The organism is Stenotrophomonas sp. GD03819 (genome assembly GCF_029841665.1).
Classification (GTDB): Bacteria; Pseudomonadota; Gammaproteobacteria; order Xanthomonadales; family Xanthomonadaceae; genus Stenotrophomonas; species Stenotrophomonas geniculata.
In genome coordinates, this window is sequence record NZ_JAOCEW010000019.1 from 22,948 (window position 1) to 46,963 (window position 24,016).

The 24,016-nt window shown below is 62.5% G+C and carries 26 protein-coding genes and 2 pseudogenes; 5 read left to right on the forward strand and 23 right to left on the reverse strand.

Annotated elements, in window-relative coordinates; all coding sequences use genetic code 11:
- Positions 1-4 precede the first annotated feature (4 nt).
- The 9 genes from N5D45_RS12765 to N5D45_RS12805 form a co-directional block, all read right to left on the reverse strand.
- The gene (locus tag N5D45_RS12765; protein ID WP_004883097.1) at positions 5-277 is read right to left on the reverse strand and encodes a VirB3 family type IV secretion system protein; all 273 of its coding nucleotides are present in this window, start codon (positions 275-277) and stop codon (positions 5-7) included.
- Positions 274-660 (reverse strand): TrbC/VirB2 family protein, encoded by a 387-nt coding sequence (locus N5D45_RS12770; protein WP_022995779.1) that lies wholly within the window; start codon positions 658-660, stop codon positions 274-276. The genes N5D45_RS12765 and N5D45_RS12770 overlap by 4 nt, the downstream gene beginning before the upstream one ends.
- Positions 657-1,724 (reverse strand): P-type conjugative transfer ATPase TrbB, encoded by a 1,068-nt coding sequence (gene trbB, locus N5D45_RS12775; RefSeq protein WP_014703552.1) that lies wholly within the window; start codon positions 1,722-1,724, stop codon positions 657-659. Before trbB ends, N5D45_RS12770 begins: the two co-directional genes overlap by 4 nt.
- Positions 1,721-2,197: a ribbon-helix-helix protein, CopG family gene (locus tag N5D45_RS12780; protein ID WP_014703551.1), complete on the reverse strand. Its 477-nt coding sequence runs from the start codon at positions 2,195-2,197 to the stop codon at positions 1,721-1,723. The genes trbB and N5D45_RS12780 overlap by 4 nt, the downstream gene beginning before the upstream one ends.
- Positions 2,194-4,209: a conjugal transfer protein TraG gene (locus N5D45_RS12785; protein ID WP_014703550.1), complete on the reverse strand. Its 2,016-nt coding sequence runs from the start codon at positions 4,207-4,209 to the stop codon at positions 2,194-2,196. Before N5D45_RS12785 ends, N5D45_RS12780 begins: the two co-directional genes overlap by 4 nt.
- Before the next feature lie 235 nt (positions 4,210-4,444).
- The gene (gene trbK, locus N5D45_RS12790) at positions 4,445-4,708 is read right to left on the reverse strand and encodes an entry exclusion lipoprotein TrbK (RefSeq protein WP_014703549.1); all 264 of its coding nucleotides are present in this window, start codon (positions 4,706-4,708) and stop codon (positions 4,445-4,447) included.
- The gene (locus N5D45_RS12795; protein ID WP_041366910.1) at positions 4,705-5,649 is read right to left on the reverse strand and encodes a LysR family transcriptional regulator; all 945 of its coding nucleotides are present in this window, start codon (positions 5,647-5,649) and stop codon (positions 4,705-4,707) included. Before N5D45_RS12795 ends, trbK begins: the two co-directional genes overlap by 4 nt.
- 72 nt (positions 5,650-5,721) lie before the next feature.
- Entirely contained in the window at positions 5,722-6,954 is a 1,233-nt protein-coding gene (locus tag N5D45_RS12800; RefSeq protein WP_157915985.1) for an MFS transporter, read from the reverse strand.
- Positions 6,955-6,998: 44 nt separating this feature from the next.
- Positions 6,999-7,892, reverse strand: coding sequence for a macrolide 2'-phosphotransferase (locus N5D45_RS12805; RefSeq protein ID WP_014703546.1), 894 nt, complete (start codon positions 7,890-7,892; stop codon positions 6,999-7,001).
- A gap of 331 nt (positions 7,893-8,223) precedes the next feature.
- On the opposite strand from N5D45_RS12805, the gene N5D45_RS12810 reads away from it, so the two are divergent.
- Positions 8,224-8,826, forward strand: coding sequence for a TetR/AcrR family transcriptional regulator (locus tag N5D45_RS12810; RefSeq protein ID WP_041366533.1), 603 nt, complete (start codon positions 8,224-8,226; stop codon positions 8,824-8,826).
- Positions 8,827-8,880: 54 nt separating this feature from the next.
- Here the strand turns inward: N5D45_RS12810 and N5D45_RS12815 are convergent, their stop codons facing one another.
- The 5 genes from N5D45_RS12815 to parA form a co-directional block, all read right to left on the reverse strand.
- Complete coding sequence (locus N5D45_RS12815; protein WP_041366531.1) at positions 8,881-10,866, reverse strand: relaxase/mobilization nuclease and DUF3363 domain-containing protein; 1,986 nt, start codon at positions 10,864-10,866, stop codon at positions 8,881-8,883.
- A gap of 436 nt (positions 10,867-11,302) precedes the next feature.
- Positions 11,303-11,902 carry a S26 family signal peptidase gene (locus tag N5D45_RS12820; protein WP_096989801.1) on the reverse strand — a complete coding sequence of 200 codons (600 nt, stop codon included), beginning with the start codon at positions 11,900-11,902 and terminating at the stop codon, positions 11,303-11,305.
- Complete coding sequence (locus N5D45_RS12825; RefSeq protein ID WP_096989802.1) at positions 11,899-12,444, reverse strand: DUF2840 domain-containing protein; 546 nt, start codon at positions 12,442-12,444, stop codon at positions 11,899-11,901. Before N5D45_RS12825 ends, N5D45_RS12820 begins: the two co-directional genes overlap by 4 nt.
- Positions 12,441-12,716, reverse strand: a complete 276-nt coding sequence (locus N5D45_RS12830) for a chromosome partitioning protein ParB (RefSeq protein ID WP_096989803.1) — start codon at positions 12,714-12,716, stop codon at positions 12,441-12,443. Before N5D45_RS12830 ends, N5D45_RS12825 begins: the two co-directional genes overlap by 4 nt.
- On the reverse strand, positions 12,713-13,351 hold the full coding sequence (gene parA / locus N5D45_RS12835; protein ID WP_096989804.1) for a ParA family partition ATPase: 639 nt from the start codon (positions 13,349-13,351) through the stop codon (positions 12,713-12,715). Before parA ends, N5D45_RS12830 begins: the two co-directional genes overlap by 4 nt.
- On the opposite strand from parA, the gene N5D45_RS12840 reads away from it, so the two are divergent.
- Positions 13,350-13,490, forward strand: coding sequence for a hypothetical protein (locus N5D45_RS12840; RefSeq protein ID WP_157915986.1), 141 nt, complete (start codon positions 13,350-13,352; stop codon positions 13,488-13,490). The two genes, parA and N5D45_RS12840, sit on opposite strands and share 2 nt — an antisense overlap.
- A 162-nt stretch (positions 13,491-13,652) precedes the next feature.
- On the opposite strand, the gene N5D45_RS12845 is transcribed toward N5D45_RS12840, so the two are convergent.
- The 4 genes from N5D45_RS12845 to N5D45_RS12860 all read right to left on the reverse strand — a co-directional run bounded on the left by N5D45_RS12845 (position 13,653) and on the right by N5D45_RS12860 (position 16,372).
- Positions 13,653-14,510 carry a replication initiator protein A gene (locus tag N5D45_RS12845; RefSeq protein WP_096989806.1) on the reverse strand — a complete coding sequence of 286 codons (858 nt, stop codon included), beginning with the start codon at positions 14,508-14,510 and terminating at the stop codon, positions 13,653-13,655.
- 26 nt (positions 14,511-14,536) lie between these two features.
- The gene (locus tag N5D45_RS12850; protein ID WP_096989807.1) at positions 14,537-14,821 is read right to left on the reverse strand and encodes a helix-turn-helix domain-containing protein; all 285 of its coding nucleotides are present in this window, start codon (positions 14,819-14,821) and stop codon (positions 14,537-14,539) included.
- Between the two features lie 75 nt (positions 14,822-14,896).
- Positions 14,897-15,703, reverse strand: coding sequence for a DUF2285 domain-containing protein (locus tag N5D45_RS12855; RefSeq protein ID WP_096989808.1), 807 nt, complete (start codon positions 15,701-15,703; stop codon positions 14,897-14,899).
- 321 nt (positions 15,704-16,024) lie between these two features.
- Positions 16,025-16,372, reverse strand: coding sequence for a DUF2958 domain-containing protein (locus tag N5D45_RS12860; RefSeq protein ID WP_096989815.1), 348 nt, complete (start codon positions 16,370-16,372; stop codon positions 16,025-16,027).
- A 265-nt stretch (positions 16,373-16,637) separates the two neighbouring features.
- On the opposite strand from N5D45_RS12860, the gene N5D45_RS12865 reads away from it, so the two are divergent.
- Complete coding sequence (locus N5D45_RS12865) at positions 16,638-16,946, forward strand: helix-turn-helix transcriptional regulator (RefSeq protein ID WP_096989809.1); 309 nt, start codon at positions 16,638-16,640, stop codon at positions 16,944-16,946.
- 20 nt (positions 16,947-16,966) lie between these two features.
- Positions 16,967-17,611, forward strand: coding sequence for a hypothetical protein (locus N5D45_RS12870; RefSeq protein WP_279939049.1), 645 nt, complete (start codon positions 16,967-16,969; stop codon positions 17,609-17,611).
- A 228-nt stretch (positions 17,612-17,839) separates the two neighbouring features.
- On the opposite strand, the gene N5D45_RS12875 is transcribed toward N5D45_RS12870, so the two are convergent.
- The 3 genes and pseudogenes from N5D45_RS12875 to N5D45_RS12885 form a co-directional block, all read right to left on the reverse strand.
- Positions 17,840-17,995 (reverse strand): hypothetical protein, encoded by a 156-nt coding sequence (locus N5D45_RS12875; RefSeq protein WP_201794001.1) that lies wholly within the window; start codon positions 17,993-17,995, stop codon positions 17,840-17,842.
- Between the two features lie 287 nt (positions 17,996-18,282).
- Positions 18,283-20,367, reverse strand: a pseudogene (locus N5D45_RS12880) (ParB/RepB/Spo0J family partition protein).
- 81 nt (positions 20,368-20,448) lie between these two features.
- Entirely contained in the window at positions 20,449-21,276 is an 828-nt protein-coding gene (locus N5D45_RS12885) for a DUF932 domain-containing protein (RefSeq protein ID WP_279939067.1), read from the reverse strand.
- A gap of 562 nt (positions 21,277-21,838) precedes the next feature.
- Here N5D45_RS12885 and N5D45_RS12890 point away from each other — a divergent pair.
- The gene (locus N5D45_RS12890) at positions 21,839-23,080 is read left to right on the forward strand and encodes an SIR2 family protein (protein WP_096989813.1); all 1,242 of its coding nucleotides are present in this window, start codon (positions 21,839-21,841) and stop codon (positions 23,078-23,080) included.
- 14 nt (positions 23,081-23,094) lie between these two features.
- On the opposite strand, the pseudogene N5D45_RS12895 reads toward N5D45_RS12890, so the two are convergent.
- A pseudogene (locus tag N5D45_RS12895) lies at positions 23,095-23,196 on the reverse strand (ATPase); the annotation flags it as partial.
- Between the two features lie 259 nt (positions 23,197-23,455).
- Positions 23,456-23,965, reverse strand: a complete 510-nt coding sequence (gene radC, locus N5D45_RS12900; RefSeq protein ID WP_096989814.1) for a DNA repair protein RadC — start codon at positions 23,963-23,965, stop codon at positions 23,456-23,458.
- Positions 23,966-24,016 lie beyond the last annotated feature (51 nt).

Here is a 24,016-nt window from a genome sequence, read left to right on the forward strand (position 1 = left end):
CCCCTCACACGTCCAGCAGCGGCTTGTGCTTGATGTGCCGGGCGAAGACCTGCATGAACTGCGGATCCACGCGCGCGCCCCACACGGCCAGCGAATGGCCGACGATCCAGAGCACGACACCGGGAATCCAGAGTTGAAGGCCCAGCCCGACGGCGGCGGCCAGCGTGCCGTTGGCAATCGCCACGGTACGCGGCGCGCCGCCCATCAAAAGCGGCTCGGTCAGCGAGCGATGCAGCGGCACCTCGAAGCCGGCCGCGAAGCTATCCGGCCCGCTCATACGACCGCCCCGCCGGAGAAGCTGAAGAACGACAGGAAGAAGCTCGAAGCCGCGAACGCGATAGACAGGCCGAACACGATCTGGATCAGCTTGCGGAATCCGCCCGACGTGTCACCGAAGGCGAGCGCCAAGCCAGTGGCGATGATGATGATGACCGCGACGATGCGCGCCACCGGCCCCTGGATCGACTCCAGAATGGATTGCAGCGGGCCTTCCCACGGCATCGAGGAACCGGCGGCCTGCGCCGTTCCGGCCAGGAACAGCAGCAGCGCGGCCAGCAGCAGTCCTTGCCCCGCCGGGCGGGCCAGGCTGCGCAGCCGCGCGAGGCTGGACAGGTGGGAAAGCGGATTTACGGAAAGACGGAAAGCATGGGCGTGCGTCATGGCAGTTCTCCAGGTTGGTCAAGGGACGGGGAAGGCGCAGCGGCATCGGCTGCGAGAGGAACCGGCGTCAGCTCGGGAAACGGCGTTTCCAGCGCGTCCGCCAGGCGGTAGCCCGCGCCATCGAAGCCAACGACACGGGCGATGCTCTCGACGCGGCGCTTGCGGCCGCGTCCGGCGATGTGGATCACCACGTTGACCGCCTCGGCGATCAGCGCACGCGGCGGGTTCACCGCCACTTCGAGAATCAGTTGCTCCATGCGCAGCAGCGCGCCCAGCGCGGAGCCGGCATGGATCGTGGCGATGCCGCCGGGGTGGCCCGTGCCCCACACCTTCACCAAGTCCAGGGCTTCGCCGCCGCGCACTTCGCCGACGATCACGCGGTCGGGGCGCAGGCGCATCGTGGCGCGCACCAGCTCGGTCATGGACACGACGCCCGCGCGTGTCCGCAACGGCACATGGTCACGGGCTGCACATTGCAGCTCGATGGTGTCTTCGAGCACCAGCACGCGGTCGCCCGTGGCGGCGATCTCGGCCAGCAGCGCGTTCGCCAGCGTGGTCTTGCCGCTGCTCGTCGCCCCGGCGATTAGGATGTTCTGGCGCTCGCGCACGGCGCAGCGCAGGAAGTCCGCTTGGCCTGTGGTCAGGATGCCATCGGCGACGTAGCGATCCAGGCCGATGATGCTCACGGCGCGCTTGCGCAGCGCGAAGGCCGGGCCAGGCGCAGCCGGTGGCAAGATGCCCTCGAACCGCTCGCCGGTTTCGGGCAGCTCGGCGGTCAGCAACGGTCGGCCGCGATGCACTTCCGCGCCGACGTGCGCGGCCACCAGTCGGATGATGCGTTCGCCATCGTCTTCGGACAGTTCCACGCCCAGCGGCGTGCGGCCCGACGACAGCCGATCCACCCATAGGGTGCGGTCGGGGTTGAGCATGATTTCCACCACGTCAGGGTCGGCCAGCGCGGCGGCGATGACCGGCCCCATTGCCGTGCGCAGCATCTGGATACGGCGATCCAGCGAAGCCGCAGCGGATGAGCGTTCGGGCGGGGTTTGCGGAACGGCGCTCATGAGGCACGCTCCGCAGTACGTTCTTGGGCTTCAGCCAGCGCCGCCGCGTCATCCATTCGCACCGGGTCGGGGTGTAGTTCCTCCACTACGTCGCGCACCAGGCTGCGGCCGCGCAGCAGGTGGCGGCCAAGCTGTTCCACGAACTGCTCGAAGCGCGCCTTGCCCTGCGCACGGGCCGCGTCCTGATGGGCTTCGGGAATCGGCGTGCTGACGGTCAGGAAGTAGCGGATGAACAGCGCCAGCGTTTCGATTTCGACGTTCTGGTCGCGTTCCAGGCGCTCGGCCTGCCGCGACAGGCGATCAAGGCGCTTGGCAATCGCCGCCTCGCGCTGGTCGCCGGCATCCGGCGACAGCCAGGACGCCAAGGCGGCGGCCACGATGCTGGACTTCGAGACGCCTTTCTTGGCGGCCAGTTCGTCTAGGCGCTTGGCATGTTCGGGCTGGATGAACAGGTTGAGGCGGTACTGGCTCATAGGTCGATTCCGTCGTTGGGATTCAGCGATGCGAGCCGGGCCGTGCGCTGCATGGCCGGGTCGAGCTGGCCGGGGAGAGAGGCAAGACCTGGCAGCGGCAGGTCGTCGTCGTCATCGAGCAGCGCCAGGTCGTTGCCGGCGGGCTGCGGTTCGGGGCTGTATTCCACGACTTCGGATAGCTCCGGCTGGCGGCGCGGGCCGCCGTCATCGGCGGTGCCTGCTCCATCGCTGGACAAGCTCGCAGCCGGGGCCGCTGGTTCAGCGGGGATCGCCAGGCCGCTCCAGTCGTCGGGCCGGGCCGGTGGTGCGTCGGCGTACTGCCCGGCCGCGAGCGCGGGCGGCGGCAAAACGCGGTTCTTGAAATTCGCGTCGGCGTAGTAGCGCAGCTTCTTGGCCTTGATCGGTGCCACGCTGGACACCATCACCACGGCTTCGTCGGTCGGAAGCTGCATCACTTCGCCCGGCGTCAGCAGCGGCCGTGCCGTCTCCTGCCGCGACACCATCAGGTGCCCCAGCCAAGGGGCCAATCTGTGCCCGGCATAGTTGCGCTGGGCGCGCAGTTCGGTGGCGGTGCCCAAGGTTTCGGAAATGCGTTTGGCGGTGCGTTCGTCGTTGGTGGCGAACGTCACGCGGACATGGCAGTTATCCAGAATCGAATGGTTCTGGCCGTAGGCTTTGTCGATCTGGTTGAGCGACTGTGCGATGAGAAAGCTGCGGATGCCGTAGCCGGCCATGAAGGCGAGCGCCGTCTCGAAGAAGTCCAGGCGGCCCAGCGCCGGGAACTCGTCGAGCATCAGCAGCAGCTTGTGGCGGCGCTCGATGCCGTCGCTGCCGTCGAGCGATTCGGTGAGCCGCCGGCCGATCTGGTTGAGGATCAGCCGGATCAGTGGTTTGGTGCGCGATATGTCCGAGGGCGGCACTACCAGATAGAGGGACACCGGATGCTCGGATGCGATCAGGTCGGCGATGCGCCAGTCGCAGCGCGAAGTCACTTCCGCCACGGTGGGGTCGCGGTACAGGCCGAGGAACGACATGGCGGTGCTCAACACGCCCGAGCGTTCGTTGTCCGACTTGTTCAGCACTTCGCGCGCAGCGGACGCGACAACCGGGTGCGGTGCATCGCCCAGGTGCTTCGTCGTCATCATCCTGTGCAAGGTCAGCTCGAACGGGCTGGCCGGATCGGAAAGGAAGTTGGCGACGCCGCGCAGGGTCTTGTCCTCGCCCGCGTACAGCACATGCAAGATGGCCCCGACCAGCAGCGCGTGCGAAGTCTTCTCCCAGTGGTTGCGCTTCTCCAGCGCACCTTCGGGATCGACCAGAATGTCCGCGATGTTCTGCACGTCGCGCACCTCATGCGCGCCGCGCCGGACTTCCAGCAGCGGGTTGTAGGCTGCCGACTTCGAATCGGTTGGGTTGAACAGCAGGCAGTGGCTGAACCGGCTGCGCCAGCCTGCGGTGATCTGCCAGTTCTCGCCCTTGATGTCATGGATGACGGCCGAAGCCGGCCAGGACAACAATGTCGGGACAACCAAGCCGACACCCTTGCCCGAGCGAGTGGGAGCGAAAGTCAGGACGTGTTCCGGGCCTTCATGGCGCAGGTAGTGGCCATCATGCTGGCCGAGAAAGACACCAGCGGCCTGTGTCAGCCCAGCCTTGCGAATGTCGGCAGCATCGGCCCAGCGCGCCGAACCGTAGGTCGTCACCTTGCGTGCCTGGCGCGAGCGCCACACCGACATGGCGATGGCAACCACCACTGCCAGCAGGCCGCTGCCCGCCGCGATCATGCCGCCAGTGTCGAACACCTGCGGGGCGTAGGCGTCGAAGAAGAACCACCACTCGAACAGCCGCCAGGGGTGATAGACCGGCGTGCCGAAGAAGTCGAACCACGGCGAGCCAAGGCGTAGCTGGTAACCCAATGCGGCGGCTGTCCATTGCGTGGCACCCCACACGCCGGCGATCACGATTCCGAACACGACGGCGATCTGCCCGAACAACACGCCTTGACCTTGCATAGACTGGCCTCCAATTTCCCTGCACTGATTCCTCGGTCGAGAACGGCACAAGGACGTGCCGCATGACGTGAGGATCAGTGCCGGGTCGGTGCCGGTCAAAGACCGTTATCGGGAGAAAGGTCGAGTAATTGGAAAGAATTGGGTCTGCATCGCGCCAATGAGAAACGCCGCAAGCGAAGGCGCATTGCGGCGTGTCGAGCGAAAAACTTAAGGGTTCGTGGCGAATCGCCTGCGATCAGAACTTGGGCGGATTCTCCGGCGGCGTGTAGGGCGTATTGCCGCCGCCATAGAACCGCTTGCGCGTGGCTTCGGCCACCCGGTTGCACAGCTCGTCGCCCAGTGTGGCGCGATCCGTTTTGCACTGCTGGCGCAGTTCCTTGAGACGCACGGGATTGGACGCCAGTTCTTCAACGCTCGGCACGTCTTTCTTCTCTGGCGCATCCTTCGGGCCGCAGCCTGTCAGCACCGCAGCCAATAAGAGCGCAATGGCTTTCTTCATGGTTCGGGTTCCTCCAGGGAATCGTGGTCGTCATTCGGCGTTGGATTGTTGGCCTCGGGTGAGTCGATAGCCTGCACGCGCTCCATAAAGCGGGCCAGCGTTCCCGATGGCTCGGTGTTCAAGCGCAGTAGATAGGTCGTGAGTAGCGGCGAGCGGCCCGTAAGTGGCCGCGCAACCACGCCCTGTTCGCGGCTGGCCGCGATGTGCGCGGCACCGGTCAAGCCGAGGGCGAAGCCGGCCGACACCAGCACCATCATCAGGTCGCAGGTCGCCACTCGTTCGGCCACCAGCGGTTCCATGTCCGCACGGCGCAGCACGCGATCCACCTGTCTCGCATGGCCCTCACACGCAACCGGGTCGCACAGCACCAGCGGATAGCGCAGCACTTCTTCCAGCGGGATGCGCTTGTGGGCCAGCAAGGGATGGCGCGCGGGAACAGCCACCATCAGCGGATCGTTCCAGACAGGCAAGGCAACTATGCCATCGCCGGCTTCATCGGAACGGGCAAAGCCCACGTCATACAGATCATCGTGCAGCCCTTTGATCTGCTGCGACAGCGGCACTTCGGTCAGGCGGATTTCGACTTCGGGTTCCTCCTGGCGGCATAGCGCCAACAGAGCCGGCAGGCGCGACGGCGTGATGCCATCCGACAAGGCCACGCGCAATTGCCCATCAAAACCTTGAGCGGCCGCACGGACACTATCGCGCGCCTGCTGCAACGCCGCGAACACGCGGCGTACGTGCTCCAGGAACAATGCACCAGCCCGGGTTAAGCGCGTGCTGCGCGTGGTGCGTGCAAACAGCACCACGCCCAGTTCTTCCTCCAGTTCCTTGATGGCACGCGACAGCGGCGATTGCTCGATGTGCAGTCGCTCGGCCGCACGAGCGAAGTGGAGTTCTTCAGCCACGGCCAGGAAGTAGCGAAGGTGTCGTAGCTCCATGCTTGCTTCACTACACCAAGACCATGAACTGCCAATGTAGCGACGCGATATGGCTTCGACCATTTATGTAGATCATGAGGAAGACTTGTTCCAAGTAGTCGGCGGATTTTTGCCATTCTGTTCATCAATGAGTCGAGTGCTTGTGTGCTGATGTCCGATACATTTAAGCGAAACCAGTGCAGAAAAGGTGGCGACAAAAGCCAATGCCAGTAGTGTTTGGATGGCTCCTATGGTTTGCACAGTTGCAGTGCCGATAGCGATCGTAGCCACCGCGGCAATCATCAAGATGGCACTGTAAATTCCCAAAGATCGCCCGCGCATAGCCAATGGCACCTGCTTATAAATTTCTATGCCTATTGCTAGTGGCATGAGGCTTCCAGCAACACCGGTGAAGAAAGCTATGGTCAGAGAGACGGCGAGGCTCGGTTGAGATGCGATAACCAGCCACATCACTGCATGTGCCGAATAAGCTGCAACAAATGCAACCCGAATTGAAGGAAAACGCGACAACATGCCTGTCAGCATGGTGCCAGTTAGGGTGCCTGCTCCCAGGGCCGAGATTAAGCTCCCGAACTGGAGCGCACCTGAATCAGAAGATTGGAGCAATGCTGGAATCACCACGCTGTTAGCAGATGCCGCACAACCTGCCAGAAGTGCACAGAACAGGATTGCCGTTCGGAGCGATCCATTACTGTATAGCCGTCGCAACAACGGGCCCCAATTTTGCTCAGAATCGGCCGCTTCGGAGGTGCTGCGCCGAGGTTTTCCATTCGGATATACGGGTGCAGCTACCAGCGTTGCAGTCAGCAGACATCCAGCAATGAGGCCTAGGCATACCGGCATGGAGAGATGGGTAAGAACGGCGCCCGCTAGGACCGGCCCCAGCACCAAACCAAGGTGACTAGCAGCAGTCTTGGCCACAACGGTTCTCTGGATCACAATGCGCGCCATGCGTGACAGCTCCGGCAACCGGCTCTCTTGAGCCATCAGGATGGGTGCGTCTACGAGATTCGTCATGACAAGCAACGCTATTGCCGCGAATGCAAAGTAAGCATGTTGCGATGAAACAACCGATGCTATTGTCATTAGTAGGCCGCCGCTAATCCCTGACATCCATAACACTTGACGAGGACCTTGCCGATCCGTCCACCGCCCACCAAGAATGAACCCAATGACACTTGTCACAGTTAATGCGACGGCAGTGGCGCCGAGGTCATTTGCTTTTCCTCCCATTTCAAGGACGGCCCAAGGCGCTGTTACGCCCGACATCGCTTTACCTAATCGATAAAGGAAGATTGCCGCCATGGTGCACCACCATGGAAGCGCCTTCGCTTGAATCCGTATATACATTAGAGTGCGGCTAACTGCTTAGCGGCAGTGTCGCTGTGGGTCGGGTCTTTGCTTCTCAGAGCAAACATCGCGTATTTCAGCGGACCCGCTGCCATCCGCTCTGTCGTGTGGCGAACCAACGTTGGCCAAACGTAGCCGCCGCAACGCTCGTAGTGCTTAAGCAAATTGCTGAGCCCTTTGTCACCAAAAAGCTGAAGGTGACCAACAAAATCTAAACCCGGATCGCCAATCCCGGCTTCGGACCAGTCGATCATCCCTGTGACCTGTTGGTCTTTATTAACAAGGACATGGCCGGCATACAGGTCACCGTGTATAAACTTGCAGCAGCTAGGCCAAGTGGAGTCGTCGTCTATCCACGCCCGTACTCGATCTCGCCACTTCGGCTGGACATCAAAGGAACTCGTCACTATGTCGAGATCGCGAAGTAGATCACGCCGGACTTCGTCGATAGTTGGGTTTGGTAATCCTGTACTTTCTGCGGCCGTAAGGCTAACGCCATGCAATGAAGCGAGCGCCTCACCTAGCGTATATGCGTAAGTAACGGATGTTCGATCTACGTGCCAAGTGATCGCGTGCGTGCTTGCATCGACATCAATCGCCGTATCGTCCGCCATCCATGGATAGGCGACGAGTTCGGGCGAGGCAACTCTCCAATCGGGAATCTTGAAGGGGAGATTGCTTGACAGCCAAGAGAGAATCCTTGCCTCACGCTCAATTCGCTCGGCGGCATCTTGGCGTCTAGGAACCCGCAATCCCCAAAAGACTGATTGCGTGTCGCGCGCCTTCAGCACACGAAAATCCAGCCCAATCTCATTCACCTCCAACTCACCGTGAAGGGAAAGGCCGTGACGCCGGGCAAGCTCGAATATTTCCTCGGTCAGGTCTGTAGTCATCGTTGATCTCCGATCAGAACAGGCGTAATATAACCGACGCGTCGGTAATTAGCAAGTGCAAATGAAGGCTTGCAGATGAAGGCTGCTGTTTGGTCGCACCGCATGCAATGGGATGGACGCCTTCATCCGTAGTTGGAGTCTGGGCCTTTCCGTCGCGGCAGTACCGCTCACGACACCTTTTTCACATCAGTTGCACAGATGCCGTGCGCTCTGAAACCGACCAGGGGGATCTCTGAGACTCGCTGATCAATGCGAGTCGTTTCAAAATAACATTCGAGTAGGTAAGATATGGCGATGAAGATGCAGCGCCATTAAGCTTAGGAGTTCATAGATGGCTCGACCCAAGCTACACAGCGATGAAACCATTCTTGATGCCACGTGTGCCGTTCTCAAGCGCCTAGGACCATCTGCGTTCACGTTGAACGACGTGGCAAACGAAGTAGGTATTTCACGGGCTGCGCTCATCCAACGGTTCAAGAATAGGGATACCCTTCTGCGTCACGCCATGGAGCGATCCGTTCTAACGACTCGCGAGTTCTTGGAGAAGCTTCCCTTCAGTGAGGGCGCTCAGGGTCTGTGGCTATTCTTGCTGGAACTGTCCGAAGCTCTCGGTACTGGCGAGTCGTACGAGGTGAATCTGCTAATCGCGTGGCATGAGGTGCAAGATCCCGTCTTGAGAGAACTTGCGCGGAAGCGCAATGTGCAGGTGCAGCAGGCAATACTAGAAAGGGTTCCCTTGGATACCGCGCACGAACCGAAGGTCGTGGCTTCCCTTTTTCATGCTTTGATCGGTGGTGCGACGCTGCAATGGCTGGCAACGCGAGAAGGTCGCTTGGACAGCTTTGTCGCGGGGCGACTTCGTGAGGCCATTCGTTTGTTTTTTCCCGGAATCCGCTTTTCATTGCCGCCGAAACTACAGATCGGGAGAGACTGAGATTGTGCAACTGCTCACTTATTGACGCGAGTCATCTGCTCTGTTTTTGCCACATCAGTGGACAGCCGGGTCGCGTTGTCGCCCAATCTCCCACGACACGCTACCACCGCGCACCATTGCGGCAAGCTGTTGCCCCAGCCGCTGTTCAATCACTGACCGCCACGGCACTAGGCTGAACCTCACGCCGTCATCAAGCATTGCGTAGCGCCCACTCGCCAGCATGACGCTTCGTCGGTATATGCCCGCCACCCGCTGCCCGTCCTCTACGGGCCGATGCTCCAGGCCCGTTTCGGCGGCAATGTCCTTGGCGGCCTGCGCCAATTCCCGGTTGCGCAGCGTGCCCAGCAGGTTGCGCGCCAGAATCACGCGCTGCCCGCGCCGCTCGGCCAGTCCCTGTTCTTCAAGGAAGTCGGCGCGCTGCTGCATGGCCTGCTTGGCGTCGCCACCAAAGCCCAAGTTGCCCAGCCCTTTGCCACCGCCGATCAACTGCTGATCCAGCCAGGTCGCTCCGATCACGCGGGCCTGCCGCTCGATGGGAAGGTGCGATTTCAGTTCCACGGCTACGCCACCCAGTCGCCGTGCGTCGTACTGGCGGCCTCGCTCGACCAGGTCGTCCGGCACCTTCCATAGCCCTTCGGCCACGCGCTCCACGATGCCGGCCCGGCGCAGGGCTTCCAGCCGCCGGACGTGGGCGGCGGCGACTTCCTGCGGGTCGCGTCCCGGCTTGGCCCGGCCCTGCTCGATGGCTAGGTGATGATCGGCGCGGTACAGGCCATCGCTCGCCAGCGCAGCGATGTTCTTGTCGGCGGCGCGCACGTCGGCCGATCCCTTCACTTCCACCACCGCGCCCGTGGGGTAGTTCGCCAGCTCGTCGTGGGCATTCAGCGCGACGTAGTGGGCCTTGCCGTCGGTGCCGTCGATGACCAGATAGCCCCGGTCGTGCAGCTCGTCAGCCAGCCCCTTCGCTGCCACACGGCCGATGATGCTGCGGCCATCCTCGCCCGGCTCGAACACTGTCAGCTCGCGCGGCTGTCCGCTCATGGCGCGCTGCATCGTGCGGATGATGTCGCCACGCTCGCCCAGGGCGCGCAAGGTCTTCTCGGCATCGGCATGGATGGCCCAAGTGCCGGGCTGCACCTCGTCGGCCAGGCCCAGGCGCTGCAAGCGCTGCAGGCGACCGATTAGCAGCAGGCGCTGGCGTTGCAGCCGGGGTTCGTTGAAGCGTTCGATCTGCACACGGCCATCCTCGCCGGCTTCACGCTGCAAGGTGCGATCCAGGCTGGTCCACCGCTCCTGTTCCACCTCGCGCTGCAAGGTCTGCTGGATCTCCAGTTCGGTGCGCGGCCCCAGCCATTCGGTCGCCAGCTCGGCGGCGCGATGGCGGAAGCCATCGGCGATGTAGTCGCCCGCGATGATGAGGTCTTTGCCGGTGTCGTCACGCCCGCGCACGACGATGTGCGTGTGCGGGTTGTCGGTGTTCCAGTGGTTGACAGCCACCCAATCGAGGCCAGTGCCCAGGTCGGCCTCCATGCGGCCCATGAGGTGCCGCGTGTAGGTGCGCAGGTCTTCCAGCTCCGCGCCATCCTCGGGCGAGAGGATGAAGCGGAAATGGTGCCGGTCGTCGGCGCAGCGTTCCTTGAAGGCGTCGAGGTCGGCCACGTCGGTCTGCGGCCCGTAGGCTTGGCCCGCTTCGCCGTCGCGGCCCACGCCGTCGCGCTCGATGTAGTGCAGGTGCTTGGCGAGCGACTGCGGGCTGGCCCGCTGGTGATTCACCAGCAGCGTCTTGATGGTCACGCGCCGGGACATGGGCGTCAGCTTCGCGCCCGCGAAGCGCGCCGCCGTGTGGCCGCGCCCCAGGCGCGAGCCGGGCCGCTGGCCGGTGCCACCCGTCGCGCCAGGCCGGCGCACCGAGGACTTGCCGCTGCTGGCTTTGCCGGCCTGCTTGAGCACCTTGGAAACGAAGCTCTGACCCTGGCCCTTGCCCCGGTTCTTGGGGGCGCTGGGGCGCACGCGGAAATCGTCGTCGCGGCGGTCGGTCATCGCCGTTCTCCCGGCAAGCTCTGGCGTGTCCGGTCGTGCAAAGCACGCGGACATGCCTGCATTGGCGCGGGCCTCGCGGCACACGCGGCACGGCGGCGAAGCTGCTCCGTGCCGCGCCACCCCCACGTGCAGACAGGCTTACGACGAGGCCTGGTGCCGCGTCCTTTTGTCTTGCCTTCCGCCTTTGCCTTCCGCTGTCGCTCCAGGCACCGGCGTCCCGGCGGCGCTGCTGCGCGAGCAGCCAGCGCGCCGGCGAACGCGGCGACGGCCATAGGCCGGGCGCGTTCGAGGCAAGACGCCTGCACATGGGAAGGCAGCGCGAAGTGCAGCGCGGATGCGCTCGCACTGCACGCGCGACAACATGCGGAAAGCCACTGGATCGACACGCCCGATGGCACGAGAAAATGCACGGCAACGTGCAGCGAGTCGGCGGCCATCATGGGCGTGTCTCCAGCCAGATCGGGCGCGCGACGCCGATCACGGCGGATGCGCTGACCGGGCCGAAATACCGGCTGTCGAACGATGCCGGATTGGTCACGCTCAACAGGAACAGCTCGCCCGGTTCGAGGCGGCGGCAAAGCTGCAAGGACGGCAGCGGCCGACCCATCCGATCGGCGGGCAGCACGACTGCCGCAGGCACGCCGTCGATGCGTACCTGACCACCGACGATGCAGACGTGTTGCGGAGCGACCGCGCCCACACGTTTGAGCAGCGGCACGCGGGTCGGCAGGTAGCCGCGCTGTGCAGCCAGCATGGCGGCCCTGGCCGGCAGCGGCACCAGCACGATGCTGTCCACGGACAACGGACGTGGCAGCGAGACGGTGCGCGGGTCGAACGGGTCGATGCGATACCAGCCGACCGCCACGCTGTCGGACGGGTTGTAGGTCAGGCGCGGCAGCGGCGACACGAGAGCCGCCCAGGCCAGCGCAGCGAAGCCGATGGCGGCCAGTGTCGCCACGACGATGCGAGCGCGCAGGCGCGAGCGAGGACGTAGCGCAGTGCCTGCGGTGCTGGCCGTGCTGGTCGGGGCGGTCATGGCAGCACCTTCCCGGCCAGCCAGGCGGCGTGCCGCTCGGCGGTGTATTCGGGCAGCGCAAGGCGAGCCGCAAGACGGTTGCCCAGCGTTCGCCAGTACGCGGGCGACACGTCGATGGCGGCGATGCCCAGCGCCTCGATAGCGTCGATGCGTTCCAGCACGGCGCGCACGTTGGCATCGCCTTCGGCGTGCAGCAGCAGGCGCGCGCCCGGCTGCACGCCGGGGATGCGCTGCGCCGCGTCCAGTGCCGTGCAAGCCTGCATCACCATGAGCTGCCAGCGGATCGTGCCGTAGTCGTTGGCCTGCCAGCGGATGCGGCAGAGCAGCGCGCCCGGCAGGAACACCGCGCAGCGCCGCCAGTCGTCCAGGCGCAGCGTGCGTGCGGGCTCGCCGAAGCGTAGGTAGAGCTTGAACCGATGTTCAAGGTAGGCCAGCGAAACGCGCGTCAGCGGCACGTTGCCGGCCTGTCCGGCGAGTGCCGAAAGCGCAGGCAGCGGCGTAGCCGGTGCCGCGTTCGCGGCAGGCAAAGCGGATGCAGTCATGGTGTGTTCTCCGGCGGAAATTCCCGCTCCAGCAGGACGCGCAGCAGGTCGGCCACGGTCACGCCTTGCGTGAAGGCCGACACCTTGATGCGCGCCCGCATGGCGGGTGTGATGTCGAGGGTCAGGCGCGCGGTGTAGAGGTCGCCTTTGCCGAGCGCATCGGCGTCGCCCTGGCGAATCCACGCCTCGGCGTGCGGATTCGCCGGCGGACGTGCGCCGATGCCAACGCGCTTGCCCGTGCGTTTGCTGTTGGGTGGCTGCTGCGCTGTCATGTCGGCCACCGCAGCAGTTCGTCCACCAGGGCGGTGATTTCGCGGGCGGCGGCGCTGTCGGGCGCTGTCTCGCGTGCGAGCCGGCCAGCGGCCACGCTGTCGGCGAACACGATGCGCTGATGCACCTCCGCGCGCAGCGCAGGCAGCGGCTGTTCTGCCAGCGATTGCCGCGCCTCACGGCCGATGATGGTGGTACTGACGCGTCGGTTGATGACGAAGGCTGCGCGGAGCAGCGGACGAAACACCTGCGCTTCGCGGATCAGCGCCACCATCTCGGCGCTGGCCCACACGTCATAGGGGCTGGGCTGCACCGGGATCAGCACGCGCTCGGCCGCCAGCAGCGCGGAGCGCGCCAAGGCGGCAATCCTGGGTGGCCCATCAATGACGACGTGATCGGCCCGCCTGGCGAGTTCTGGCGCTTCCTGATGCAGCGTTTCGCGGGCCAGGCCCACGGCGCTGAACAGCCGTGGCAAGTCTTGCTGGCTGCGTCGCTGCGTCCAGTCCAGCGACGAACCCTGCGGATCGGCATCGAGCAGGATGACCTGCTGGCCTCTCAAGGCCAGTTCGCCTGCGATGTGGGTGGCAAGCGTGGTCTTGCCGACACCGCCCTTTTGATTAAGCAAGGCGAGGATCATGGCGCAGCCCTCCGGCTTGAAAGACTGGGCTGTTTTTGCCTTGCCGAACGGGGTTGGTTTTGCCCTCGATTTCGGTGCCGGATTTGTCGCTGATTTTGACTTTCGGCAGTTGTCCACCGAAACGGCACTTCTCTACTAAACGTTAGAGAATTTAAGTTAGGTAAGTTAGAGGACCGTAAAAACCAATACTGGCGCGGCTTTGCGGCCGATTGGCACGCCTGATAGCACGATAGGGACACGTCTGATAGCACGATACCCCGCACGCCTGATAGCACGACACTATTCACAGGCTTTCCCGGAGTTATCCCCGTGCCGCCTGCGGCACGGGCCGGAAAGTCAGCAACTCCGTTCCATCGTCCGGCATGTGCTCGATTCCCAGGACATAGCCAGGCAACGATTGCCGCGCAGCCAATGCGCGCAGATCGCACGCGAAATCGTAGGGTTTGGCGGTGCTGCCGGATTTCTGGTGCAGATAGCGAAAATCGAACTGCCAGCCATACTCCTGTTTTCCGCCATGCTTGCGCACCAGGCGGTACAGCCAGCGTTCGATGCCACCCGTGAGCCGGAAATACGTCGGGTCGATGGTCAGCACCAGGGCGGCATCCAGCACGCCCGCATAGAACCAGTTCGGCAGGATCAGCTCGATGCCCAGCGGCGTGCCGTGGGCATCGGCCAGTTCCTTCCATTCGTTGATCCAGGAAAAACGGTGCAGCCGCCGCCCGGTTGTTTCGCGGATGGAGGTGGCCACCGTGGTCGATTGCAGGCGATCCAGCGCGGCTTTCAGGCGCTGGTAGTCGCGTGAGCCTGTGCCGCGCCCGATGAAACGCAGGATCTCGTAGGGTGTGGCACGCATCAGCCGGGATGTGGGCAAACCCGCGTCCTTGGCTTCGACGATCTGGCTGGCAGCCCAGATCAGGATGTCGGCATCCCAGATCGTGGCGATGCCGTGCTCCTGGGTGCCCTCCACGCGGATGGTGATGTTCCCACTGCGAAAGTCGATGGGCACGGTGCGCCGCGACTTCGCCAGCGAGAAGAACGGATAGGCCATCAAGTCCTGGGCATCGCGCGGTGCCATGTCGCCCGGCAAGGCGCGGAACAGATCGAGCTGTTCGCGCTCTTGCGGCGGTCGCGGCCGGGATGGCAGCGATGGGCTGGACATGGGGATGGCCACCGGCAATGCGCCTATCAGCAGCGATCACGGTAGTCACCCGCATGGCGCTCGGCATACTCCGGGTCGGACGTGGCATCGAAGCTGCGCGCATCAGCCCAGGCATCCAGGTCGGATACGGCATACATGACGCGCCGGCCGAACTTGCGAAACTTCGGCCCGCCGCCGATCACGCGCTGTTTCTCCAGCGTGCGCGGCGACAGGCGCAGGTAGTCGGCGGCCTCGTCGTTGGTGAGATAGCGTTGAGGCTGCGCGGGCGCAGCGACAACAGTGGCGGCAGGCCGCAAGGGAGCAGGACGCATGGGAAGTACCTCCATCAAGCCCGGCCACACAGCGCAGCCGGATAGAGGCAGTCTCAAGAAACTTGAGGCTCTTGCTCAGGGACGTTCTGCTGCGGATGCGAAACGTCCCCCCTCATGCGAAGTGACAACCGGAAGCTTTGCCAGACGGCGATAACCGCCGCGCATCAGCCCATCGCCACGGCGCACCAGCCGCCGCACGCGGGCGCGCAGAGCGCTGTCGGCGTGCCAGTCGGCGGCAACGGCATCCACACCAAACAGCCCCTCGGCCACCTCCCGCAATGACGCACCCGCCAGGGTTGCGTCCAGCGCCTGCAGCGTGTGCAGTTCCAGCAATGCGGACAGCGGCGGACGTGGCCGGACGGTCGCCGCAGGTACGGCACCGGCGGCACCGGCGATCTTGTTCAATTCGCTCGCCAGGGCCGCATAGCGCTCGCAAGGCGCGGCGCAGGCTCGGATGGCATAGGCGTAAGCCATGCCATCAGCCAAGCCTGGTGCGAGCACGAAGCGCAGGCAGCAGCCGGGCCAGCGCGCCACCAGCACCAGGCGCTTGCCGTCATGGATCAGGTGTTTGTGGCCCGGCAGCTTCCAGAACTCAAAGCACAGGGCATCGGGCGGTGGATCGGCATCCGGGTAGAGCTGCACCACGGCATCGTGATCGGGGAACCAGGCCGGGTGCGCGTCCCGCGCATCCAGGGCGGGATCTTCCAGCAGGCGCAGCCCCCAATGCCCGGCGGCATCCGGTTGGCGACGACGGCGCAGCCAGTCGTGCCGATAGTCTGGATGACGGCGCAGGTACTCCCAGGCCAGCGCCGGGCCATCCAGGTGCAGAGCGTAGAGATAGGCCGCCGTGGCATACCACGGCTCGGCACTGCGATCAGCCATACGGCAACCTCCCTGTGCTGGGGGTGCGTCGCCACGGCGAAACGGCGTGCTACGAGGCCATCGTCAAAACGTCATGGGTGAAGCGTAAACTGGCAGTGTCAAGACCGATGAACTCCGATGCGTTGCTGAAATCGTCCGAGTGCGACGGCGGCAACGCTCTCCAATGGCATGCCGCGTCGGTCAGCTTGCCGCAGCCCGCGCCAGGCATCATGACCGTTTCGATCTGGCACGCACCGCTTCGGTGCAACACTGCCGATTCAGACCGAACGGGTCACAGACCAGACCGAAATAGACACAGTGCGCCTCGCTTTGCGGTGGCGCTTAATCGGTGATCGAGCCGTTGTCTTCGGCCAGTCGCAGGTATTCCGACAGCCGCCGCACCGGCTGAAAGTAGCGATCCCGCATCACGGGCTGTTGGCGTGGCCCGACGATGGAGGCTAGGTCAGACAGCTTCACCGTACCCAGTGCAGGCATTCCAATCCCCAAGTCGATCAGGCCGTGGGCAGTATCGCCATCGGCTGGGTCGAGCGAGGCTAGCAGCCAGGTAGCGTGAGCATCTGGCGTAAACAGGCGCACCACGGGCAGGGGGTCGGTGTCCTGCCCGGCAGCGCGGGCCTGGCCGTTGGCCAGCAGGCGCGTGCGCTCGTCGGCGGTGATGAGCGGAGTCATGGCTGTACGTCCAAGGACTTGCGGAGCAGCAGAGGCGCTTTCACGCCTTTCAACGAAAGCACCAATGCACAATCCCACGTATCCGCAGAGACGTAGAGGCACGAAGGCACATGCACAGAAGACAGGAAAGACACGGATCAGGCTCTCCGCTTTTGAAGAAAGCCGCCAATGCAGATTTCAGTAAAGGCACAAAAACAGTTGAGATTGCATGATTGAGTTAAATATAACGTGGTTTTAATTGTTCTGCTAATTGACGCTTCTGTCTATGCAGAAGCGAACCATCCAGCGTGGCCGACCGGCCGGCTCCACAACCTTCGACGCCGAGCTGGCCCAAGCCTTCGGCGCAGCCGTGCGTACGCTGCGCACGGAGCGCGGCATCGCTCAGGAAACGCTGGCCAACCTGGCCGACGTTGAGCGCTCCCATATGGGAAAGATCGAGCGTGGCGAGCATACGCCAAGCCTAGCGATCATCTTCAAGATTGCCCGAGCACTTGATTGCGGCATGACGGTACTGATGAGTGAGACCGAAAGCCAGTTTGCCGTGAAGTCTCAGCCAGCGCCTAACGAGCCTTGAGAACTCGCGCATGATTTTAGTTGAATGTCTATTACTTCAATAATTGGCAAATAATACTGCTGCGCACCAAAAAATGGATCTCAGACTTGATGGAAAAATTAAATAACAAATATAAGATCTGGATGAGACGCCATCTAATAAATCGCTGTATCAATTTAATAGAGTCCGACGAGGGTTTAACAAAAAATCATCATTCTCGGCTTGATAGCGAGGCTCCTCATATAATGGGTTGCGAGGTTTTAATTGACTGCCATTCACCAATGGACATGACAGGCTCGTTCCACGAGCAAAAAGTCGCTGCAGCCTGGAGATATCGACTTAATGATTCAGTCAATCTCGCTCTCAAAATGAAGTTATTTAAATCCACTCTATACCCAATTAGCATTGGTGAAAAAAACTTCTACTCCAGTCGTTACGTGACAACAAGATTTGGAAAAATATTTCGATCACTGCCGGAGTTCTTTCAATCTTCATTAATTTCCCTTTACATGACTGTTAGCCGCGTTTCTGCTGTTGCCACGCGCTTCAAGTGGGTAACAGGAATCGTCAGCTTTGCGGTTCTCGCGATCAAAGTTTGGCATTCGGGCTTGATTAGTAACTGGTGGATAGCAGCAAGCGCATTGATAGGGCTAGCCATTGGTTTTCTTGCTACCCTCTGGCGTTGACTGACGAAACCAATAGGATTTTCAGTTAGAATTCAGCTCTACTTTTGAGCCAATGCCTGTTGATTAAACGCAGGCTAGTTAAGCGCGGAGCGAGGCGCACTAAAACCCACAGCTGCGGACGAAAATAATGGCGCATCAAGCGACGTCGTTGCCTTCTTCCCCTCGCGCATTGGCATAAGGTGATGATGTATTGAGCTGGGTCATCCGATCTTGGGCGCACTTCTCACATCAGGACATGCCATACAGCGACGAATAGCGTTCCTGTTCGACCAGTGCCACGATGCGGTCATGCTCAGTCGACACCTCGGCAAGATCCACTATCAGTTTCTTATAGGTATTGCGAATGGCATCCAGCAATTCCTGCTTGTTCTGTGGAACCACCATACCGATCCTCTTAACGCTTCGGCGAAATTGCCGATTGAAACCCATATTTTCGCTCTGCGATGGGCTTGTGGCGAAAGTCCGTCCAAAGTACTTGGGCGTCGCCAAGTCGGCAGACCGAAGGTATTGGCGTGCAGTTTTGGGGCTGTGTGTGTCTTACCGGGCGCGGCCACTGCCGCGACCGTTTTTTTGACCACCGGCCCCAAGGCGGAACGGCTTGGGGCCGGTGCTGATCGGACAGCAAAACGCCTTGGCCGAAGCCAAGGCGCTTGCTTCATCAAATGGGAAGGTCACGCGGCCAGTGCCTTGGCCTGCGGCTGCTTATTCGCCACGGCGACGGCTTCCTCCGGTGCTTCGGCTGCCTCGTCCGTCACCACCTCCTGCGCGGCCTGCTGCGTGGCTTCGGCGGCGAAGATGGCAGGCATCCAGCCGGTGCCATCGGCCAGCCGTTCGGCTTCCCTGGCAATGTCGCCTTTTTTCAACTTCGCCAGCCGGGTGACGTGCTCCGGTGCGAATTCGCCCACGGCTTCCAGAATCGCGGCCTTCGGCACATGCTGGAAATAGCCGTCTGCGGTGGGTTGCCACCATGCCGCCATGTCCAGCCCCACCGCCTGCGCCAGCTCGGCACCCGGCTGGTGCTGCGTGGCGCGGGGCGTCACCACATCGACCGTGGATGCCACGCATACGGCCAGCAGGAGCACCAGTTCATCCTGCGGCTTTGCCAGCAGTGCGGCGAACAGTTCGGCGCTGTCCTGCGGCAAGGCTTCACCCGCTACCTGTTGCAGTTCGCGCAGTGCCACGGCGGCGGGCGATTCTGGCCAGTCCGGGGCCATGCCTTCGAGCCGATCTTGCTGGGTCAGCTTCACGACCAGCGGCAGGTCGTGGCCGTAGTAGCTGCCGTGCAAGACGGTCTGCACCATGCCATGCACCAGTGCGGCCAGCGCCACCTGCGGTTGCCGGGCCACTTCGATTTGCAGCGCAGCGGTACGGTGGGCACTCAAGCGTTGCGCCAGCCGGTCGGACATGACGGCGGGCTTGGGGGCGTCGTCGGCTTCCTCGCCGGTGTCGCCGTTCCCGGCTTCGCCCTCGCTGCCGAAACCCTGCCGTAGCCGCTCCAACGTGCGCAGTGCCTTGGCCTCGGCTTCGCGCAGCAGGCCACGATGAATCACGGCCTCGCCGTTGCGGTCGATGGTGACGATGGCACCGGCGGCAGCCTTGACGGCTTCCCCGTAGTCCTGCAAGCCATCTTCCAGCGCCTGCAACTGTGCGCCCAGGTGTTAGCCTTCCTCCTGCAAGGCGTCGGCCTTTTCTTCGTCGTCGGCGTCCAGGGCGGTATCCACTGCTTCGGCCAGCGCCTGCATCTTGGTTTGCAGCTTCTCGATGCGTTGGGCTTCGCGCTTGTTCGGGCTGCGGCGCTGCCTCGGAGCGCGCTGGAAGGCTTGCAGGTCGGCATGGGTCGTGCCGGGAGTGGCATCCACCCATGCCCAGCCTTCGGCCTTCACCTCGGCGGCAAGGCTGGCCAGCTTGTCCTGCGCCATTCGCTCCAGCAGCGTGGCATCGGTCAGATACACGCCGCTATCGGCTTCCGCGAACAGATCGCGGCGGATGCCACCGCCTGCGGCCTCGTAAGCATCCAGCCCAACGAAGCGCACCAGCGGATGCCGGTGGGCATCAATCTCGCGCTCGGTCAGGCGGTCGCGCAGGTTATGCGGGCTGCGCTGCCATGTTGGCGCATCGTAGAACGCAGCTTCCTGTGCGGTGTGGTCGTCGGTGATGGCAAGGGCCATCAACTGGTCAAGGCTCACGGCTTCGGCCCGGTAGTCAGCCAGTAGACGCGGCGACACGTTGGCGAGTTTCAAGCGGCGCTGTACCACCAGCGGCGTGACGCTGAAATCGGCGGCAATGTCCTCGATGGGTCGGCCTTCGGCCACAAGCGCGGCAAATGCCTCGAACTGGTCGGCGGGGTGCATGGCTTCGCGCTGCACGTTCTCAGTCAGGCTGGCGGTGCGGGCAGTGCCATCGGCCACCAACAGGCAAGGCACCTCCCATTCCCTGCTGATGCGGCGCTTCTTCGCCAGCAGCTTGAGGGCGGCAAGGCGACGGCCTCCGGCCACGACTTCGTAACGCTCGCCGTCAGCGGTCGCGGTCGCGATCAGGTTTTGCAGCAGGCCGACACGCTGGATGCTGGCGGCGAGTTCGGGAATCGACATGCGCGGGGTCTTGCGCACGTTGCGGCCCGTGGGGCGCGATACCAGCCGCGACAGCGGCACCAGAATCAGGTTCTCGCTCAGGTCGGAGGCTTCCAGTAGCACGGCAGGCGCGGCACTGGCTGCGGTGTGGACGGCTTGGGCTTCGGTGTGATTGATGGCGTTCATGGTGAAAACTCCTTGCGATGATGGAATGCAGCAGCGAATGACGCGGCAAGGGTTGCTGCCTGCCCCTGCCGCGCAGGGAAATCAGGCTTTCAACTGGCGCAGGCCATCAGCCAGCAGCCACAGGGCGCGATTGAGGCGAATATCGGAATCAATGCCCTGCACCGGTCGGGTCTGCTGGCGGCGTCCGTTGGCGCTGCGCCCATGCAATCCGCCTTTGGTCAGGTTCTCTTGGGTGCGGTTGAACACGCTCCACAAGTCCGGGCGGCGGTCGTCGAAGCGGCGCGCGATCAGGATCTGCGATTCGGTGATAGGTGCGGGCTTGTCCGGGTCGTCGTACTTGAGCGACAGGGCGGCGCGGGCGAACACTTCGGCTTCGCCTTCATCCAGCGTGATGGCCTGCATGGATTCGCGCGACTCCAGCGCACGGTCAAAACCGTGCAGCACCTGATAGGCACCCTCGATCACTTGTCCGGCCACGTCCCCCTTATGCGGTACGCGCACATCGGCCACGGTGTCCCCGCACACCAGCCCATTGCTGCACACGAAACGAAACATGCCGGCCAGCATCTGGTAGCTGCTGGTGCCATCGTGCGAGTTCAGCAGGATGATTTCGTTGGCTTCGCCTCGGGCATTGATCTGGCTGGCATGGCGCAGCCGGATCATGTGCTTGGTGTAGTCGCGCCGGTCTTCGTGGCGGGTGCGGGTCTGCGTCACCATGAAGGGCTGAAAACCTTCCTTGCGCAGTTCGGTCAGCACCGTGGCGGTGGGGATATAGGCGTACCGCTGGGAGCGGCTTTCGTGCGGTGCTTCCGCAAAGATGGACGGGGCCACGCGGTGAATCTGGTCATCGGACAGCGGGGAGTCGCTGCGCAGTACCGGGGAGCGGGAAGCAAAACGGGATGCAAGCATGGTCTTTCTCCTGACGAAAAGGGTTTGCTGTTCAAACCGCACACCGGATTCCAAGATTCGGAGCCCAGCCTTTCGGCTGTTCGGTGCGGTTGGCACGAGGAACCCGGTTGGCCCTGTTGCCACCGTCTTTCCTGAGTTCATCGCCCGCGACGGTCAGGAGCCCACGGACGTGGGCCGTCAAGGAGAAAAGCGACAGGTAGGTGCGGCCCGCAGGCGCAGCCGAGGACACGGCCTGACGCGCCTTGATGGCACGCGGCCACGGGCTACAGTCGCGAGCAAGGTGATGGAGTCAGGAGAGACGACTGGACATGGCAACGGCCGCCGCGATGTGCAAACCGCACGCAAGCGAAGCGCGCAGGCCCGAAGCTGGAAGCCGGGCCGTAGGCGTCAGCCGAGCGGAGCGAGGGAACGATGAAAGCCCGTCAGGGGCGAGACGCCGCAGGCGGCTCGATGCGAAGCACGACAGCGCGACCGGCCATGTTTCTTGGCCGGGGACGCACAGGCTTCAGAGAAATCCAAGTGGCACGTACTATGGACGCTTGTCTTACCCTGCGCGATTGCCATGAAGAAGAAATTATTGATAACCGTCGGTGCCGGCGCTTCGCTGGACTTCGGCCTGCCCTCCGTCAGTGCTGTTGACACGTTTTTCGACGGCTGTGCGAGCAAGAGTCACCCGTTAGCGAACGACCCTAACTCCAACCTGTACCGCTATTGTCGGGACGCAATCAATACGTACTACGCTAGCGCACCGAAGCCAGGGTTGCGCAAATGGACGAACTTCGAGGAAGTGCTGTACCAGCTCAACTTGTTGATCCCCTATCTGTCAGACCTTGATCGGTTGCACGGATCAAATGCGTTGCTTACGGCCAATTCTTTGCCCGAAGTGATGCACTTCGGACGGGATAGGAAAGCTGTCGATGGGGCAGCTTGCGGAAATCTGACCAGTACGCTGATGAGCGAACTGGTCAATCACTTCATCGACGCTTGCGCTACCGCGAGCACAGCTAAGGCAGCTGAGATCGCCGAACTCGGGCAGTTTCTGGCTGCACTACAGGACGAGTTCGAGATCGGCATCATCACACTGAACTACGACAACCTTTTCACCCAAGCGTTGTCAGGGCTTCATACCGGCTTCGACGCCGCAGGCAAGTTCGATCCGATGTCCGTCTTGGCCCGGACGGACTGGAATTTCATTTACCACTTGCATGGTTCGGTGCATTTCGCGATGACTGGCGTTGCGCACGATATGCACGGCATCACTTGGGTGACTACGCCGTCGAAGGGTCACACAGTCCAGGCGAACGGTCGCAACAGTCAGGATTCAATGGAAGGTACGACCTATCCGATGTCTCCCATCGTGGCTGGGTATGGCAAGACGCAACAGATTCTTCGGCAGCCGTTCCGCACGTACTTTGCGCAGGTCAACCGCCTAGTACATGAAGCCGATAGTCTGCTCTTTCTCGGGTACGGCTTCGGCGATTTACATCTGAACGCGGCATTCTCTGAGGCACGTAACAGGCATCGCCCAATCGTTCTGGTCGATTGGGCAGACGATAATCAAGACCCGCTTCCGTTCCGACACGATGCTTGGTCCTACAACCTGTTCAAGGCCTTACCTGGCGATGCGCACAACATGAGTTCAGTCGGCCACTCAGCACCTGTTTTTCTTGGCGATCTGCGTGCAGCGCGTGACCTGGAAGTCTCTAACAACCCGACGTATCCGTTAGCTGTTTGGTACAACGGCATGCTCGAAGCCTGTCGGCATCCGCAGAAGATCCTGAGGCATCTTCGTAGCCGCTGCTGACAGTCGGCTCTGATAGCTTGCAGGGCTTTGCTCTGGAGGATGGCGCCGATATCGAACGCCGTGCCCCAGACCAGGCAAATGTGCTGTTCGAGGGAAACGTGTGATTTGTCGTTCATGACGATCTCCGGTTGCACGGGCGGAGTTGCCCGGAACCGTCGCCAGCACGGTGCAGCGCAGCAGTCAGGGGTCGAAGACGGGCGCAAGGTGCGCCCGGCCCTTGGCGGCGAAAACGCCGTGGTAGCGTCAAGGGAACAGCAAGACCGCCCCACACCCATGAAACTCTGACTGCGTGAATTTCCGAGACACTGTCTAGAATTTTCAAATAGGCCATGTTGCCAGGTAGACGCAGCAAAAAGGGGGCTGAAGCCCCCTGGTTCAAATCAAGCCGCATTCCGCAAATGACGTTGTTTTCGTGCCACCGACAACAATGTGATCCAGCACGCGCACGTCCACCATCGCCAGCGCCTCCCGAAGTCGCTTCGTCAGCGACTTATCGGCTGCGCTAGGCTCGGGATTCCCGCTCGGGTGGTTATGAGAAATGATGACTGCCGCTGCATTGAGCCGCAGTGCCTCCTTGAGAACTTCACGCGGGTACACCGATGCACTGTCGATGGTGCCCCGGAAAAGTTCGCTGTACTCGATCAGCCTATGCTGCGTATCAAGGAACAGCACTGCGAAGACTTCATGCTCCAGGCACGCCAGCTTGGTGCCCAGATACTCCTTTACCGCCATCGGTGATGTAAAGGATTCGCCGCGCGGCATTTTCTGGTCGATGACCAGGCGTGCGGCTTCGAGGATCTGATCGGCAGAAGCTGGCTGGTAGCGCCCACGCGCGCTGCGAACCATCAGAACGGAATCGAAGGAAGAAAAAGAAAGTTGCGACATGATCGTGCTCCGGTTGCACGGGCGGAATTGCCCGGAACCGTGGCCAGCACG

What these genes read in the sequence shown, in the direction of transcription:
- N5D45_RS12785 (WP_014703550.1), bottom strand. Translation starts at nt 4,209, where the DNA reads ATGCAAGGTCAAGGCGTGTTGTTCGGGCAGATCGCCGTCGTGTTCGGA.
- N5D45_RS12795 (WP_041366910.1), bottom strand. Translation starts at nt 5,649, where the DNA reads ATGGAGCTACGACACCTTCGCTACTTCCTGGCCGTGGCTGAAGAACTC.
- trbK (WP_014703549.1), bottom strand. Translation starts at nt 4,708, where the DNA reads ATGAAGAAAGCCATTGCGCTCTTATTGGCTGCGGTGCTGACAGGCTGC.
- N5D45_RS12830 (WP_096989803.1), bottom strand. Translation starts at nt 12,716, where the DNA reads ATGACAGCGCAGCAGCCACCCAACAGCAAACGCACGGGCAAGCGCGTT.
- parA (WP_096989804.1), bottom strand. Translation starts at nt 13,351, where the DNA reads ATGATCCTCGCCTTGCTTAATCAAAAGGGCGGTGTCGGCAAGACCACG.
- N5D45_RS12810 (WP_041366533.1), top strand. Translation starts at nt 8,224, where the DNA reads ATGGCTCGACCCAAGCTACACAGCGATGAAACCATTCTTGATGCCACG.
- N5D45_RS12780 (WP_014703551.1), bottom strand. Translation starts at nt 2,197, where the DNA reads ATGAGCCAGTACCGCCTCAACCTGTTCATCCAGCCCGAACATGCCAAG.
- N5D45_RS12850 (WP_096989807.1), bottom strand. Translation starts at nt 14,821, where the DNA reads ATGCGTCCTGCTCCCTTGCGGCCTGCCGCCACTGTTGTCGCTGCGCCC.
- N5D45_RS12770 (WP_022995779.1), bottom strand. Translation starts at nt 660, where the DNA reads ATGACGCACGCCCATGCTTTCCGTCTTTCCGTAAATCCGCTTTCCCAC.
- N5D45_RS12890 (WP_096989813.1), top strand. Translation starts at nt 21,839, where the DNA reads ATGAAGAAGAAATTATTGATAACCGTCGGTGCCGGCGCTTCGCTGGAC.
- N5D45_RS12765 (WP_004883097.1), bottom strand. Translation starts at nt 277, where the DNA reads ATGAGCGGGCCGGATAGCTTCGCGGCCGGCTTCGAGGTGCCGCTGCAT.
- N5D45_RS12820 (WP_096989801.1), bottom strand. Translation starts at nt 11,902, where the DNA reads ATGACCGCCCCGACCAGCACGGCCAGCACCGCAGGCACTGCGCTACGT.
- N5D45_RS12805 (WP_014703546.1), bottom strand. Translation starts at nt 7,892, where the DNA reads ATGACTACAGACCTGACCGAGGAAATATTCGAGCTTGCCCGGCGTCAC.
- N5D45_RS12845 (WP_096989806.1), bottom strand. Translation starts at nt 14,510, where the DNA reads ATGTCCAGCCCATCGCTGCCATCCCGGCCGCGACCGCCGCAAGAGCGC.
- radC (WP_096989814.1), bottom strand. Translation starts at nt 23,965, where the DNA reads ATGTCGCAACTTTCTTTTTCTTCCTTCGATTCCGTTCTGATGGTTCGC.
- N5D45_RS12800 (WP_157915985.1), bottom strand. Translation starts at nt 6,954, where the DNA reads ATGGCGGCAATCTTCCTTTATCGATTAGGTAAAGCGATGTCGGGCGTA.
- N5D45_RS12865 (WP_096989809.1), top strand. Translation starts at nt 16,638, where the DNA reads ATGCAGAAGCGAACCATCCAGCGTGGCCGACCGGCCGGCTCCACAACC.
- N5D45_RS12840 (WP_157915986.1), top strand. Translation starts at nt 13,350, where the DNA reads ATGGCGCAGCCCTCCGGCTTGAAAGACTGGGCTGTTTTTGCCTTGCCG.
- trbB (WP_014703552.1), bottom strand. Translation starts at nt 1,724, where the DNA reads ATGAGCGCCGTTCCGCAAACCCCGCCCGAACGCTCATCCGCTGCGGCT.
- N5D45_RS12885 (WP_279939067.1), bottom strand. Translation starts at nt 21,276, where the DNA reads ATGCTTGCATCCCGTTTTGCTTCCCGCTCCCCGGTACTGCGCAGCGAC.
- N5D45_RS12825 (WP_096989802.1), bottom strand. Translation starts at nt 12,444, where the DNA reads ATGACTGCATCCGCTTTGCCTGCCGCGAACGCGGCACCGGCTACGCCG.
- N5D45_RS12875 (WP_201794001.1), bottom strand. Translation starts at nt 17,995, where the DNA reads ATGGTGGTTCCACAGAACAAGCAGGAATTGCTGGATGCCATTCGCAAT.
- N5D45_RS12855 (WP_096989808.1), bottom strand. Translation starts at nt 15,703, where the DNA reads ATGGCTGATCGCAGTGCCGAGCCGTGGTATGCCACGGCGGCCTATCTC.
- N5D45_RS12860 (WP_096989815.1), bottom strand. Translation starts at nt 16,372, where the DNA reads ATGACTCCGCTCATCACCGCCGACGAGCGCACGCGCCTGCTGGCCAAC.
- N5D45_RS12815 (WP_041366531.1), bottom strand. Translation starts at nt 10,866, where the DNA reads ATGACCGACCGCCGCGACGACGATTTCCGCGTGCGCCCCAGCGCCCCC.